Source organism: Myroides sp., from assembly GCF_032073645.1.
GTDB classification, from domain to species: domain Bacteria; phylum Bacteroidota; class Bacteroidia; order Flavobacteriales; family Flavobacteriaceae; genus Flavobacterium; species Flavobacterium odoratimimum.
Map to the genome: position 1 here is coordinate 24104 of NZ_DAMANB010000010.1, position 16151 is coordinate 40254.

Annotated in this window: 12 protein-coding genes; 4 read left to right on the top strand and 8 right to left on the bottom strand. The window is 35.9% G+C overall.

Going from position 1 to position 16151, the window contains the following annotated elements:
* Positions 1-16: 16 nt before the first annotated feature.
* The gene (locus RT228_RS09080; protein ID WP_313138595.1) at positions 17-2398 is read right to left on the bottom strand and encodes an outer membrane beta-barrel family protein; all 2382 of its coding nucleotides are present in this window, start codon (positions 2396-2398) and stop codon (positions 17-19) included.
* Between the two features lie 467 nt (positions 2399-2865).
* Between RT228_RS09080 and RT228_RS09085 the strand changes: the two genes are divergently transcribed.
* Entirely contained in the window at positions 2866-3150 is a 285-nt protein-coding gene (locus tag RT228_RS09085) for a helix-turn-helix domain-containing protein (protein WP_006262765.1), read from the top strand.
* Between the two features lie 116 nt (positions 3151-3266).
* Here the strand turns inward: RT228_RS09085 and RT228_RS09090 are convergent, their stop codons facing one another.
* The 6 genes from RT228_RS09090 to RT228_RS09115 form a co-directional block, all read right to left on the bottom strand.
* Positions 3267-4268 (bottom strand): beta-ketoacyl-ACP synthase III, encoded by a 1002-nt coding sequence (locus tag RT228_RS09090; RefSeq protein ID WP_006266272.1) that lies wholly within the window; start codon positions 4266-4268, stop codon positions 3267-3269.
* Positions 4269-4431: 163 nt separating this feature from the next.
* A complete protein-coding gene (locus RT228_RS09095; protein ID WP_006257429.1) occupies positions 4432-5328 on the bottom strand; it encodes a helix-turn-helix domain-containing protein in 897 nt (298 codons plus the stop codon).
* 198 nt (positions 5329-5526) lie between these two features.
* On the bottom strand, positions 5527-8712 hold the full coding sequence (locus RT228_RS09100; protein ID WP_313138596.1) for an efflux RND transporter permease subunit: 3186 nt from the start codon (positions 8710-8712) through the stop codon (positions 5527-5529).
* Between the two features lie 27 nt (positions 8713-8739).
* Entirely contained in the window at positions 8740-9801 is a 1062-nt protein-coding gene (locus RT228_RS09105) for an efflux RND transporter periplasmic adaptor subunit (RefSeq protein WP_313138597.1), read from the bottom strand.
* A 30-nt stretch (positions 9802-9831) separates the two neighbouring features.
* Entirely contained in the window at positions 9832-11151 is a 1320-nt protein-coding gene (locus RT228_RS09110) for a TolC family protein (RefSeq protein WP_006266274.1), read from the bottom strand.
* Complete coding sequence (locus RT228_RS09115) at positions 11151-11753, bottom strand: TetR/AcrR family transcriptional regulator (protein ID WP_006257424.1); 603 nt, start codon at positions 11751-11753, stop codon at positions 11151-11153. The genes RT228_RS09110 and RT228_RS09115 overlap by 1 nt, the downstream gene beginning before the upstream one ends.
* A gap of 1097 nt (positions 11754-12850) precedes the next feature.
* Here RT228_RS09115 and RT228_RS09120 point away from each other — a divergent pair.
* From RT228_RS09120 to RT228_RS09130, 3 genes are all read left to right on the top strand, one after another.
* Positions 12851-13816, top strand: a complete 966-nt coding sequence (locus RT228_RS09120; protein ID WP_313138598.1) for a hypothetical protein — start codon at positions 12851-12853, stop codon at positions 13814-13816.
* 255 nt (positions 13817-14071) lie between these two features.
* Positions 14072-15046, top strand: coding sequence for a polyprenyl synthetase family protein (locus RT228_RS09125; protein WP_313138599.1), 975 nt, complete (start codon positions 14072-14074; stop codon positions 15044-15046).
* Between the two features lie 12 nt (positions 15047-15058).
* Entirely contained in the window at positions 15059-15406 is a 348-nt protein-coding gene (locus tag RT228_RS09130; RefSeq protein WP_253113077.1) for a hypothetical protein, read from the top strand.
* A gap of 57 nt (positions 15407-15463) precedes the next feature.
* On the opposite strand, the gene RT228_RS09135 is transcribed toward RT228_RS09130, so the two are convergent.
* A complete protein-coding gene (locus tag RT228_RS09135) occupies positions 15464-16039 on the bottom strand; it encodes a hypothetical protein (protein ID WP_006257420.1) in 576 nt (191 codons plus the stop codon).
* Positions 16040-16151: the final 112 nt, after the last annotated feature.

The following is a 16151-nucleotide window of genomic DNA, read 5'->3' on the forward strand; positions in this document are numbered from 1 at the left end:
AGTAGGTTGTATTATATTATTTTCTGTTTCTTTCTTCAGCGTTACCACCTTGGTGATCTCTTACTTTAATCTTACTATTTCCAAATGAGTAACTTACACCTAAATTGAAATAACGTTGGTCGTAGTAGTTATAGTATTTTTGATTTACATTGTTTGTATTGGTAGAAGCTGTTTGCGAACCAGTTTTAAAGATGTCATTAGCATAGATTGATAGGTTTAACTTTTTGTCAAGCATGGCGTATTTCATTCCTAAGTTTAATGCATAGACCTCAGTTACTTCCCAGATACCTACTTTTAAACTTGGTTGGTACCAGAAGTCTACTTGAGCAGTCCATGTCTTAGAAGAGTTTAGGTAAGCTGTATTATTCGATGTGAAGTAATAACCACCTCCATTGTTTATGTCTAATTTTACATCTTTACTAAGCTTAGATTCAGCATAGAATGCATAGAAACCATTTTGAGATTGTAACCAAGGGAACGTATTAAATGTATAACTCACTCCAGCGTTATATCTTGTATAATCTAATATATTATCTCGTAGATAAAGTGTTTTATTAGTTGCTATATCTACTATTGGATACTGAGAGTATTCGTCTTTCGTATTCGAATAAGACATACTAAAGTCTAGTTTACCTTTATAGTTATAATTAAATTCTACTTTATCCGTAAAGGCTGGTTGTAGTTTAGGGTTTCCTTCAGCTACACTATATTCAGTGATGTACCATTTAAAAGGATTCAACTCCCAAAATGCAGGTCTAGAGATACGTCTGTTATAGTTGATCGATACTGTATTATCATCATTTACCTTATAAGCTATATAGACAGTAGGGAATAGTTTCGCATAGTTCTTTTTATTCTTGATGTCATATACCACAGATGTCCCAGTAGTCTGTGTTGTTTCTAATCTCAATCCTACTTGAGCAGTCCATTTATCATTAAATTCTTTACTAGCATTAATGTATAAAGCTTGTGTATTTTCTTTGTATTCAAAGTTGTCTTTTTGTTTCAAGTCTTCTATTGGTGTACCAGATGATAGATTAAAGAAGTTTGTTTTGTTATTTGTTACAACGAAACTTGCCTTAGCTCCATAAGATAATTTAGCCCATTTTAAGGGTTGTTCGAAGTCTATCTTAGCGCTGAAGTTTTCTATTTTTTGATTACCCGTAGAGTTTGCTATGAACATATTGTTAACAGAGTTATCAACAGTTGTTGTATTTGTGTTGAAAAGTCTCTCTTTGTTGTTCACATAGTTGAAGTAATCAACATCTATTGAATACTTAGTTCCTAGAGTATCAATCTTATGTACTAAGTTTATGTTAGCAGAGTGAGTGTTATTAACTCCGTCATTTTTAGCGTTAGTTTTGACGTATTTCACAGGGTTATTAACAAGGTTATTAACAGTGATAAGACCACCATCATCAAACTTAGGATCTCCCGTTCCTCCATTGTATTGAGCGCCTATAGATGTTTTATCAGTGATTTGATAATCTATCTGGAAGTTACCCGATAAGTAGTCATTATTGTTGTAACGCGTACTTTTTCCATTCCAAGTTTCAGTTGGATAGTATACTGTTGAGTTCTCTACAACATTAAACCCTCCCTTGCTGCCAGTAATTCCTGCTTTTAGTGATACTTTATCTTTATTATAGCTAAACACATCACTAATTCTGAATAGGTTCTTAGTAGACTGTTTATAACCTGCACTGATTTGGTTATTCCACGCATCAGGAAGAGCTTCTTTTAAGATGATGTTGATTAATCCACTATTTCCTTCAGCATCATATTTAGCAGGAGGTGTAGTGATTACCTCTATTTTTTTGATATTGTCAGAAGGAATACTTTTTAAGTATTGTAGTAGTTGTTCACCAGTTAGCTGTACTAGTTTATCATTTATCATTACACGTACATTACTTTTACCTACTATAGAGATGTTCTCGTTATCTACTTTTAGACTAGGAGTTAGTTTTAATAAATCTACTGCATCGTTATTCGTAGCGTGTACAGAGTTCTCTATATTAAATACAGTACGGTCTACTTTGCGCTCGAATACTTTCTTAGTTGACTCTACTACGATCTCGTCTAGTTTAGTATCTTGTTGTATCGTGATAGTTCCTAAATCTAAAGATTGGTTTACTTCTATATTTTTGTCATAGGCTTTTACTCCGAAACTGTGGATTTGGAATGCGTATGTATTATTTTCTATATCGTGTATCTCGAAAGTCCCTTGTTCGTTTGTGAAGGCAGATTGTACTAAGTTACCTTTTGTGTCTAGTAAGTATATTTCTGCAAAGTCCACAGGAGCTTTTTCTGTATTCTGTACAGACCCTTTTAATGTGTTTTGTGCATTTACACTTAATGCAGTTAAGAATAAAGCAGTTGAGATAAATAATGCTTTCATTGAGTTTTATAGTTTACTTGTTTGTAAAGTATAATTCTATTTGTGTGCCAATAAATTAAATATATTGTAAGGTGTTGTTATTTAGTTATTTGAGTTTGTGTTGAAATAAGGTACTGTTCATTATCGAACAGCTTTTTTCTGAAAATGAACATTTTTTGAACACCAAAGGTCAGTAATGTTCAGTAGAAGTAAAAAAAGTTGTACAGTTGTAGAATAGATAGGTCTATAAACAAAGAAAACTGCTTGGGGAAGCAGTTTTCTTAGGCTAGATTATATGATTAATGAATTTCAAATTGAAGTTTTAATCATTTTGAGCTAGACTGGCTTGTTGTTTATGAAAATTTGTTCTACAAAATTAAGTATATTTTTGATATGTTTTACTTTATATGCAGAAAAGTGGTACTTTTGTTAGATAGATTAGTGTAAAATTAGTGTTTTACGGGAAGTCAGTCTTTAAAAGTAATGCTATGGATATTGAAAGAATCAAGAGTATAAGAAAGAATTCAGGCTATTCACAAGAGTATGTCGCTGAAAGATTAGGAATTTCGCAAAAAGCATATTCTGATATAGAGAGTGGAAAAACAAAGCTAAAGAATGAGGTGTTGTATGAAATCGCTAAGATTTTAGAAATATCTCCAGCAGCTATTTGTCCTATTTCTTGTGAATGTATCTCTAATATAGAGAATAAGCATAATGAGCTTTTAGCTTATTTAGATGCGAAAGGGATAGAATACCCAGCTAAGTATATCTAAGAAATAGATGAACAAACTTTCATTAAGAAGAGAGTTTATACCGAAATAAGAGATATAAAAAAAGTCCTTCGAATATGGTGTTATTCGAAGGACTTTTTATGTATTTACAAAGGTGATTATATTGACCAACGCAATAAGCTAGCTCCCCATGAGAACCCTGCTCCAAATGCTGTTAGAAGCACTAAGTCTCCTTTTTTAATCTTATCTGTATTTTCCCAAATACACAATGGGATAGTTGCCGCAATAGTATTACCGTAGTTAGCGATATTGACTAATGTCTTCTCTTCTTGTATTTCTATTTGCTTCCCTACAGCATCGATGATTCTTTTGTTTGCCTGATGAGGTACCAGCCAGTTGACATCTTCTACTGTAAGGTTGTTTCTTTCTAGAACATTTAGACAAGCATCACTCATAGACTGTATAGCCTGTTTGAAGACTACTTTACCATCTTGTTTGATATATTTTTTGTCATCATCCTCTTCTAGATCAGTATTAGGATATAATGAACCACCACCCTCTATATTTAAGAATGCTTTTCCTTGGCCATTACTCTGCATTAGTGCATCCATAACCCCTATCTCTGTAGAAGGCTCTAACCATACTGCACCTGCACCATCACCGAATAGTATATTCGTAGAGCGATCATGAATATTGACGTACGCACTGATCTTATCTGCCCCGATGACTACTACGTTTTTATAACGTTGGCTTTCTACTAGAGAGGCTCCTAGGTCTAATGCATATAAAAATCCCGAACAGGCAGCATTGACGTCGAATCCCCATACATTCTCTATACCTAGCTTTTCGCATACAATATTGGCTGTAGCAGGCATAGGCATATCAGGTGTAGACGTAGCTACTATGATAGCGTCTATATCTGTTAGTTTTTTGTTATATGTAGTGATTAGATTTTCTATGGCTCTTACAGCCATATCAGAAGTTGCTAGTCCTTTCTCAAGTATTCTTCTCTCTTTAATCCCTGTTCTTTTTGTAATCCATTCATCAGACGTGTCTGTTACCTTAGCTAAGTCCTCATTCGTTCTTTTTTGCTCAGGTACATACCCACCGATCGCTGTGATATTTGCGTATATAGTTTTGTGAGTAGTTGTTCTTATCATATTGTTATGCGTCTTTATTTCAAGTGAGTTAAATCTTCTTAACTCTTGCTATCTTTAGATTTTATGCATCAAATATCGTTATTATTACTTGTTTTATAATAGATAATTAAACGGCAATAATTGTCTAAAAGGCGTTTTTATACCAAAGGCTTCTAAATAAACTTTATAGATTATTTTTAAAGTCAGTAGGAGATACTCCTGCATGCGTTTTAAAAAACTTACTGAACACGGATAAATCTGTAAAGTTCAACTCATTAATGATATCTGTGATAGATGATTTAGGATTTCTAAGGAGTACCTTAGCCTCTAAGATTATGGTTTCAGATATGATCTGTTTTGGCGTTTTTTGGAATACCTCTACTATGATTTTTGTAAGGTGCTTTCTACTGATATACATGGATTCTGCATAGAACTGTACACTTCTCTCTTTCTTGAAATGAGTTGAAACAAGGTAAATGAATTTTTTTGCCAACTCTTCTCTTCTCATCAGTTTAGTATTGCTTTTTTGTAATACAGTTTTGCTGTAGAAGTTGCCTAGTTCATACATCAGTATAGAGAAGTGGTGTATGATGAGTTGTTTAGCATAGATATTATCTGTGTTATAAGACAGTTGTGTCAGCCTTTTGATATTGTTCTTAAACTCTCTAAACACCTCTCTAGTCAAGGTGATAATCTTAGGGTATTCAGAAGATAAGAAAGAAACCAAACTATGAGATTTGACGTGAAACCCCGCTTCTAAGAATAGGTCTGGGTCAATGAATACCGTCTTTACAGAGAAGTCTTCTGTTAGTCTTTTGATCTCAAAGAATTGATTAGGTAGCACTACTAGTAAGTCATCCTTTTTAATGATAGTAGGTTCTAGATTAATCGTAATCTCACATTTACCCCCTGTCACTAAGATTAACCCAAAGGTGGTAAACTGATAAGGTTTATCAATAACGAAATACTGCTTGTGCTTAGGGCCTATATCTAGTATAGCTAATCTTTTGTCCGTTAGAACATTCTTATAGCGATGCGTTATATCGCTTAGAGAATAGACTTGTATATATGAAGTATCCACGATGAATCTACAGTTTTAATTATTGTCTAAAATTAGTAATTAGATTGTAGATAGAAGTTAATATAGATTAATAAACGTATGAGAGAGTTTGATTATTATCTATCTATAAAACAGCTATACATAAGTGCTATAAAATCAAAACCTCTGAGAGAATATGATATCTCCCAGAGGTTTCTACTTGTTGTTATGAATGTTCTATTATTCTTTATCTATATATTTAGCTGTGAACTCATCGATAAAGCCTTCATTGTAGTCATAGTCAGCAGTCATTAGCTCATTATAATCTACTTTTTCTTTTTTAGAGAATCGGCTTCCTATCTTATCGAAGATAGAGTAGATGATAGGCACGATGACTAAGGTCAGTAGTAGAGAGGATAGTAGTCCTCCGATGATCACTACTGCTAGCCCGTTATTCATCTCAGCACCTGCACCATTCGCTAATGCGATAGGCACCATCCCGATCACCATCGCGATAGTCGTCATTAAGATTGGGCGTAGACGCGCATGGTTAGCTGCGATAAGCGCATCGTGTACACTGTCTCCAGCATCTACTCTGTGATTCGCAAAGTCTACTAGTAAGATAGCATTCTTACACACCAGACCGATTAGCATAATGATACCCAGTATCGTGAAGATGTTCAGTGATATATTCGCTATCGCTAATGCTAATAATGCTCCAATGAATGATAACGGTACAGAGAAGATTACGATGAATGGCTTAGAGAAACTATCATATAGCGCTACCATTACTAAGTACACTAATATAATAGCAGCTAATAAAGCTACTCCTAGTGTACCAAATCCTTCTTCTTGATCCTCCATCGTCCCAGTCCATAAGTACTTAACCCCAGGTTTTATAGTCAGTTGTTCGAACTGTGGTACCCACTCTTCTGCTATCGCACCAGGAGCGCGTCCTATCGTTTGAGATTTAATAGTCACAGACGGACTCTTATCTCTGCGCTCTAGGATAGAGGGACCAGAACTATACTTAATATCTGCGAACTGAGCTAGCTTTATATCTTGCCCTACATTATTCTTAAAGCTGATCTCTTTTACATCATCTATCGTTGTTCTAGCATATTCCTGAAATCTGATATTGATGTCGTACTCATATTCTCCAGCTCTAAACTTACCATCAGTATTCCCGTTGAACGCGGTCTGCATCGTCATTCCTACTGTGTACATATCTAGACCTAGTGCTGCCATCTTATCACGGTTTACCTGTACATTGATCTCAGGGCTACCCGTTTCCGTAGTCAGCTTTGTCTCCATCGTACCCGGTATTTTATCTAATAGCTCTTTCGCTTGTATAGCGAAGTCCATAGCATCGTCTAAGGTAGATCCTGTTACTGTTAGGGCTAGTGGTGCTTCTTCAGCTCCGATTAGTCCTACGGGTACTGTCTTTACTTTTGCCTCAGCGATGAGTGGTGCTAGCTCATTCTTTAGCTGTGCAGCATATACGAATGAGTTCTCTTTACGCTCTTTCTTATCTGTTAGGATTACGTGTATCTCAGACTTGTATTTAGTAGCTTGTGCTCCACCATATCCTTCAGAAGATTGACCTACGGTAGTGATCATATCTACTATTTCAGGTTTAGTGCTTAAGAAGTCTTCTACCTTTTGAGTCACTTTATTTGTCTGTTGTAACGACGCATCTTTATCTAGTTCTAATTGTACTAAGAATTCTCCTTTATCCGTCTTAGGGAAGAACTCTGCTCCGATATACCCCATCGGTAATAAGGCGATCGATGCAAAGAAGGATATCGCTACGATTACAATAACAATGATTGTATTACGAGTAGAGTTTAACGACCATACTAGTAAATTAGAAATCCCATGTGTGAATGAGTTTAACCCCTTTTCGAATCCATGTATAATCTTACCAAAGAAGGTAGAGGGCTTAATCACTTCGATACGTCCATATCTAGAGAATAACCATGGTACAATAGTGAATGATACTAATAAGGATAGCATAGTCGCTATAATTACAGTCACACAGAACTGTTTAATGATATTCGGTACTAGACCTGATGACATCGCGATCGGTAAGAATACAACTACGATTACTAAAGTAATAGCTGTAACAGTGAACCCAATCTCTTTAGCTCCATCATACGATGCACGTACTTTGTTTTTACCCATCTCCATGTGTCGGTGGATATTCTCTATCACTACGATGGCGTCATCCACTAGGATACCTACTACTAAGGATAGAGCTAGTAAACTCAGTAAGTTTAGCGTGTACCCCAATAAATATATTCCAATAAAAGTAGCAATCAAAGATAGTGGGATAGCCACCATCACGATGATCGCGTTTCTTAAACTGTGTAAGAAGAACAACATCACGAATGCCACTAAAACTATCGCTAAGAATAAGTCAAACATTACAGCATTCGCTGCCTCTAGGGTGAACTCTGAAGAGTCATTCGCTACTTTTATCTTTAAGTTTTGATCACTGTAGTTGCGTTCTACTTCTGTGATAGTCTCATGTGTTAGCTCTGATACAGTCACCGCATTGGCATCAGACTGTTTGATGACTTGCATTAAGATAGTAGATTGTTGATTTAGACGGGCGATCTTTTCGATCTCTTTAATACCGTCCTGTACATCAGCTACATCACCTAAGCGAATATCTATACCCCCCTGAGAAGCGATGACTAGCTTTCTCATTTCCTCTACATCCTTGTATTTCCCTTCTAGGCGGATGATGGTTTGTTTGTCATTCGACTTTACGTTACCTGTAGGGAAGTCTAGGTTAGACCCTAAGATGATCTGCTGTACCATAGGTACGCTCAGACCATAGGCTTCTAGCTTTTTAGGGTCTAATAATACCTGTATCTGTCTTTCTTCACCTCCGATAAGCTCTACCTTAGCTACTCCATTCACACGAGAGAAGATAGGTTGTATCTTTTTGTCTAATAAGTCATATAGCTCTTTCTCTGTTAAGTCACTCGTGATACTTAGTGTAAGAATAGGTAAGTCACTCAGTGAATATTTTTGTAGCGAAGGAGGATCTACGTCCTTAGGTAAGTCCTTTAGGATAGCGTTGATCTTGCGCTGCGCATCGTTAAGAGATAGGTCTACGTCAGCAGTAGAGTTTAAGTATATCATCACGGTAGACAAACTCTCGAATGACATGGCTTCTACTTTCTTTACGTTCTCTAGCGAGGCTACAGCATCTTCTATTTTTTTGGTTACAGTGTTTTCTATCTCAGCAGGTGAAGCTCCTGGATAGACTGTGGCTACTGTAATTACGTTTACTTCAAACTTAGGAATTAATTCGTAACTCAGATTTTTATAACTAAATAAACCACCTAGTAGTAATGTGATGAACATTACGATAATGATACTAGGACGTTTTATTGATATTTCGGCTATTTTCATAAGTCGATCCTTTGATTTTAGAGGATGTTATTTAATGATTGATACAGGTGCACCTTCTGTTAGGTTAATTTGCCCTGATGTGATAACAGTCTCACCTTCTTTAAGACCTTCTAGTACTTCTACGAAGTCTCCGAAGTTACGACCAGCTACTACTTTCTTAGATACTGCTTTGCCTTGTACGATAGTGTACACCTGATTAGAACTAACACTACCTACGAATGCATTACGCGGTACTAATAGGATAGGAGTACCAGCATCTTTCTCTCCATCGAACAGTGCTGAGCCATACATACCTGCTCTTAATTTGTTTTCTTGGTTGTTAGCAATTAATAAGTCTACAGGATAGTTAAGCGCAGCATCTGCTTTAGGAGCGATGAATGTCACTTTACCTTGGAAGGTGTCATTAGGTAATACACTTGCTTTTACCGTAATAATATCTCCTTCTTTTAGATTAGCCACATGGCTCTCATCTACATTCACTCTTAATTTAAGCTGTGCTACATTCACTAGATCAAATAGCGGAGCACCTGGCGCTACGAAAGATCCTAACTCTACGTGTTTCTTATTAATGATACCACTGATAGGAGCCTTAATATTAGCATCACTTGCCGTGATACGAGCAGACTTCAGGTTAGCCTCTGCATTTTTTAGCATAAGACGCACTTGATCCAGCTGTTGTTGAGTCACTCCCCCAGTCTTAAAAGCACTCTCAAATCGAGTAGCATCAGCTTTAGCAGTAGCTAAGGCGGCTTCGGCATTCTGTATCTGTACATTGATCTGATCGCTATTTACCAGTGCTAATACTTGACCTTTCTGTACACGAGACCCTTCATCTACTAATAGTTTATGGATACGTCCAGGTGTTTCTGCGGAAATTGTTACTTCTTGTTCTGGCATGAAGTTTCCATTTGCTTTATAGGAAGCATCGAATACCTGTAGTTTAGTCTGTTCTGCTCTTACCGTTACCTCTGCACTGCGTTCAGCCACGATAGCAGTTTCGCGGTCATTCTTAGCTTTATTACTCGATAATATATAGACAAGACCTCCTCCTAAAACGACTAGTACTAAGGCGATAATAATTTTTTTCATGATGATAGTGATGTTAGATTTTTTGTACGATTAATCTAATAATGTCTTTAACTCTCCTTGAGCTTTTATTAATTGGATCTGTGCTAGTTTATAGTCTAGCATAGATGTAGTATAGTTATTCTCTGCCTCCGTATAGGCATTCTCAGCATTGAGTAAGTCTGTTAGTGAAGCCAGACCGTGCTTATAGTTATTCTGGATATTAGACAGTATACTTTTGGCTAAACCTACATTATCTTTCTGAATATCTATGGTGATTAGAGCATTCTCTAGGGACTTCTGCGCATTGCTAAAGTCTAGTGATAGTGCCTCTTTCACATCGTGTATTTGTACATCCACTTTCTTTTGTTCGATTTCTACTTGTCTCACCTTAGAGCGTGTAGCGAACCCACTAAACACAGGTATCTTTAGTTGTAAACCTACTGCTGAGGTATTCATCCAATACACTTTATCTGCTGTAGAACCTCCCCATGGTAGTTTGTCTCCAAGCCCTTGATAAGCGAAGTTTCCGAAGGCTGCTAACGAAGGATAATAGTCTGCAACGATAGACTTTCTCTTGTACTCTAGTAGGTCTTTTTGCTTCTCTAATAGGTGTATTTCTGTTCTGTCATCTATTCTATTCTCTGCTAGTATGCCACTGTCATCTACTGTGAAAGTCGTGTCTGGCATCGCGATAGGCGTGTTCACATCCATTCCCATAAAGAACTTTAGTGCATTCTCTTGTAAGTCTATCGCATTGACGATCTTCTGTCTAGTAGCTTTGATATTACTAAGACTCACCTTAGTACGGTCTAGGTCTATCTGCGTAGCCAGTCCATTACTGTGTAGGTTCTCTATAATATCCTTTATTTTCGTAGTACTCTCTATCGTAGTCTCTATCGTCTTCAGCATAGCTTTCGTCTGATATACCTGATAGTATGTACTCGCTACTTTCTCTATAATTTGCTCATCTGTAAGCTCCTTATTGATAATGTAAAATTCTTTAGCAGTGCGTGCCGCTTTAAGCCCCATGAAGACAGCTTGGTTAAACAGTACTTGTGATGCTGTAGCAGTGATACTAGAGTTCCATTTTAGATTAAAGGGAATCATCTGTGTCTGTCCACCCATTGTTAGAGGCATCTCCTGTATCTTCACATTGTTCAGTAAGTTCGCTTCTATATCTATACGAGGTAGTGCATTCGCTCTCACTTCTTCTATCTGATACTGACTGTTCTCGATATCCAGGCTAGCTTGCTTAGCCTCAGCTTTGTGCTGTAAGGCATAGTGCAGTGCATCTTTAAGACTTAAAGGCTCCTGTGCATTTACAATAAAAGTCGCTAATAGTGTAATAAGCGTTATTTTAAAGCTGTTCATTATCTATTCTTCTGGGTTAATTCTTTGTATATTTTTAAGCCTTTATCCGTAGCGATACTGCGTATGTGATACTCTAGGTGTAGTGCATGTATCTCTAGATGACTATAGCCCGAGTCAGGGAAGTAGTCTAGGTCTTCTATCGCCACTAAGGATGCGATGTGAAATCTAGCTACATAGTCTATGTCTATCTCAGAACGATATACTCCTTCTTTGATCCCTTTTTCAAGGTTCTGTTCTATAAGGCGTACATATTTTTTCTCATGAAATACCTTTTGCTTTTGCGCTAGTTTAGGATAATACTTCGTCAGCTGATAGAAGCAAGCAGAAGAGTCTATTAAGAAGGTCTCATTGATGTCATCATGTGCAGCTAGTATTTCTGGGATAGCTTCTTTACCCTCTTTTAGCGTCTGCTCTATTGTGTTTAGAAACTTAGCATTTATACTCGCCAGTGCTTTTTCTATTAATTCTGGTTTAGAAGCATAGTGTTGGTAGATTGTTTTTTTAGAGATACTTAATTCTGCTGCGATATCATCCATAGTCACTGTTTTAAAACCTTGACTAAGAAACATTTGGGTTGCTTTTTCTAATATTTGGGTTTCCATGTTCTTAATTATTTGTAGGGCAAATATAGTTTGGAAACGTTAATAATAAATTCGTTTCCATGCTAATTAAGGAAACTTTAACACGTGTGTTGGTTTTTTAAATTTTGTAAAATATTGTATATGAGTGTTTAATGTTGTTTTTTAGAGAAAACTTTTTGGTATAAAAAAGTTTCTAAACAAAATGAAGACTAGATTATAACGATCATATTTACGAACAATATCGTCTTACTTAGAAGATATACTCATCTTTAGAGGTACTGCAATGCTATCTACTACTGAAACCTTTGTTAGTACTGCGTCGCGTTTGATTTTTGAGCACTGTTCGCATAGTTATCGGATACTTATCGCATAGTGGTCACATAATTAAGGCTGTTTTTTATGCGATCATTATGTTATCAAATTACGAGTGTGATAGTAACAAGGCATTTGAGATTGGAGTAGGGCGAAAGGAATATTTGTGATAACAGGGACACTAAAATGACCATCGCTATAGGGAGGTAACTAATGTAGTAGCGAGTGTTTGGTTGGTTAGTATGAGATGATTCGGGTGTGAGATGAATATAGTTCGGTAAATAACCTTTTACCCCTAGTAAATACTGCATATTACCGAACACTATCCGAAGGATATGAGAGTTAATATATGTTGTGTTTTGAGTATTAGTGAGTTGTGATTATATGTGCTAGTCATAGTAGGGCAATACATCCATAAGTAGGCATTATCACCATAATAGACTATTATGGAGATTTATAGTTTGCGAGTTAAGTATTTACAACTTGATTAGTTATTTTTTACTGATGAATTTTAGAAATTAGGGTTCGATTAGGGTTAGGGTTGAAACTTGAAAAATAAGCTTAATTAAAAAGACTTAGTTATTTATAACTAAGTCTTTTAGTGTCATGTCAGGTTGTAAATGACAGAGCTCCAAAGTTTAGAATTGCACTTAAATAGATAAGAAAGAATAAAAATGATATTGCTTTTTGTTAATTAGGGAGTGATTAATTTGTTTAAATATTAATTAAATATAATAAAGTGTTGTATTTTAGGGTTATATAAATAAATGTAGAGGTGCTACTAAATTATTGAATAGGATATAGATATGTATAGAGTTTTATTAATAAACATGATCTCATTAGTACTGCTGTTTAGTAGCTGTAAGGATGATGAAGAGCAGGTGGTTATTGATACCTCTATAGAGGAGGTGATGATGGAGAGTATTGAGGCTATGGATGAGACTAATTTTGGTTGGGAGTTAATAGAGTTAACTACAGAAGAGAAGAAAGCTAGATTAAGTGCACTCTACGCAGGACAAGAGGTGGAGGTGATTACAGATAGTATATTAGGTGTGATTACTAGATTTAAGAAACAAATGATAGATTTAAATCAAGTACTAGGCGTACCTGATAGACGCTATTTTTTTGATAATCCTGAATTGTTACCAGTATTGATTCCTCATAAAATTAATTATGTCGATGGTACTTCTGGTGAGGCGGCAGGAATCTATGTAACTACAAAACGTGCTAGTGGTGAAGAACGCCAAAGAGATAATGTACTGACAGATGTAGATAAAGAAAGAATAACCCAACTAGAACTGAAAGTATGGGAAGTGTATGATGAGTCTGTGAATGTATTCGGGTATCTCGTAGAAAGGCCTATACGTTCTATTGTCTATAATGGTACGATAGATATGCTAAAGCACAATACGTATGAGATTAGTAATAAGGAACCATTAATAAAGACAGAGATAGGTGAAGTAAAGTTACTGAAAGCAGATGAGAATGAAGTGACGCTAGATTTGCCTTATAACAGCGATTATTATGTGGTAGTCTATGGAATATCTGAAGAGAATAAGGTCATAAGAGATATCTCTAGAACTGGAGAAACTAAAAAAGTGAAAAAAGGTGTGCACCACAAAGGGAGGGATCAGGTGTATATCGCATTTGCTCATCCGATAGAGAAGCTTATGATCAGGGTGTATAAACGAGCTGAGGTTTCCTCACTCCCTTTTAGCTTTGAGCATCGTATAGCGCCTGATACGGAAGAAAGACTGATGACCGATAACTAGGGATTAGTCTATATAGTCGTGGTGTTCTGTACTAAAGTTAGGTATATAGGTGTACTACTGCTAGGAGGAGATAAGAGGATTAAATAGCATAATCAACATATATTAAGAATACAATTGCTATCCTGTATAGTGAAATAAGAAGTAGGTAGACAGAATGATATTTATACGTAAGCATTAGTGATAACCGTTTAAAAAAGGCATATAGATGATTATCTTCGAAAAAAACACGTATTTTTACACAAAATAATTTAAGTAATGCAATCAATAGTTAAGTATAAAGAGCAGATTTCTGAATTTATAGATTCAATTTCTTTATCAGGTACTCCAAAGGAACTTTACGAACCGATATCATATATATTATCATTAGGGGGAAAACAAATTCGACCAGTATTGACTTTAATGGCAGCTGATGTTTTTGGTATTGATCCTAAGAAAGCCATTCACGCAGCTACGGCTATCGAATTATTTCACAACTTCTCTTTAATGCATGATGATATCATGGATGATGCTCCACTGAGAAGAGGGCATCAGACAGTACATGAGAAGTGGAATACCAATACGGCTATCTTGTCTGGAGATGCGATGTTGATATTAGCATATCAGTACTTTGAAAACTATGAGAGCGATACGTTCCGTAACTTAGCTAAACTATTTAGTAAAACGGCTATTGAAGTATGTGAAGGACAGCAATGGGATATCTGTTTCGAGAATAGAAATGATGTGAGTATTCCAGAGTATATCCAGATGATTAAGTTTAAGACTGCAGTACTAGTAGGAGCAGCCTTAAAGATGGGAGCTATCGTAGCAGGTAGTAGCCAGAAGAATGCTGAGGATATCTATGACTTTGGTATTAACTTAGGGATTGCGTTCCAGTTACAAGATGATTATTTAGACGCATTCGGTGATGCAGCTACATTTGGTAAACAAGTGGGAGGTGATATCTTAGAAAACAAAAAGACATTCTTATATCTAAAAGGAGTAATGAATGCAAATGAATCACAACGTGAGGAACTAGTAAATTATTTCTCTAGCACTGAACAGAATGCAGAGGAGAAAGTAACTCGTGTAAAGGAGTTATTTATAGAGACAGGTTCTGCTAGTGATTCTAAAAACTTGATTGAAGAATACACGATTAAAGCATTAGCTATCTTAGACCAAATGGACATTGCGGAAGATAAAAAGCAGCAATTGAGAACATTTAGTCATGAACTAATGGATAGAAGAGTATAAACAGACTAGGTCATGATAGAAGAGGCTGTACTGTATATAGAACAGAAGGTAGGTGAGTATAATCTACTAGGAGAATTAGTAAAGCAAGTCGAGAAAGACTTCCGTATGACTGTGGATCCTTCTATAGAGATAGTGGCAGATACCCCTTCTAAGTTGGTCTATGAGGTTTATAATCAGTTGCATAAAATAGTCACACAGACTTCTGTGTCTAAATTTTCTAGTCTACTGTATAGAGTAGATATCGCAGAGGCAGATATCAAGGCTATTAAGAGTGTAGATATAGAGGATTACTTAAAGCAAGTGACTTTTCTAATCTTAAAACGAGAATATCAAAAAGTGTATATACGAAGTACACTGTAAGTATAAAACAGAAGAAGTACCTCATAAGGGTACTTCTTCTGTTTTATACTATAATGGTTAGAAGTAAAATCTAACGAAAGGCATATAGGCACTTCCATACACCATGTCTTTTTCTTTATATAGGACATTGTATCGAACACCGATTGTAACAGGTCCGTTACTGTATCCAATACCTAAGAATAAAGCAGTGTTCCAGAAGTTGTCATCTAGTTTTTCTCCTGTGTGATACTTATAGGTGTTGTTTACTCTTAGTTGTTCTAATTCTGCCGAAAGTTGTATTTCAGGTATAGGATTTGACAGTGCGATTATACTACCTCCGTATAACCAAGAGTTGTATTCTTTAACACTACTGTTGTAGTAGCTTCTGTTTTTACTGCTGATATAGCTTCCTTGTAGTCCTACACCTGCTGCAAAATAAGGGTTAACCTGGTATAATGCACTCGGAGCAACCATCACATCAGTGTAACCACTTCCGAAGCCAACTCCAAGGCCTCCACCAAATTTCCACCTTTTATTAAAATCATAATTTTTGGAGCTATTTCCTTGATCTTGTGCAAGAATGGAAAAAGAGCCACCTAAAAAAAATGATATTGATAAAAAAAACAGTAAATAGTTGATGTTAAATCTTTTCATTTCAATTTTATAAAATAATTATAAGATAAAAATAAGCAAAAGTTTATAGTTTTGTCATAAAGAGTTGTATTTTTGTAGATATAATATTTAAACAAAAGGTCTTTAGACGAAA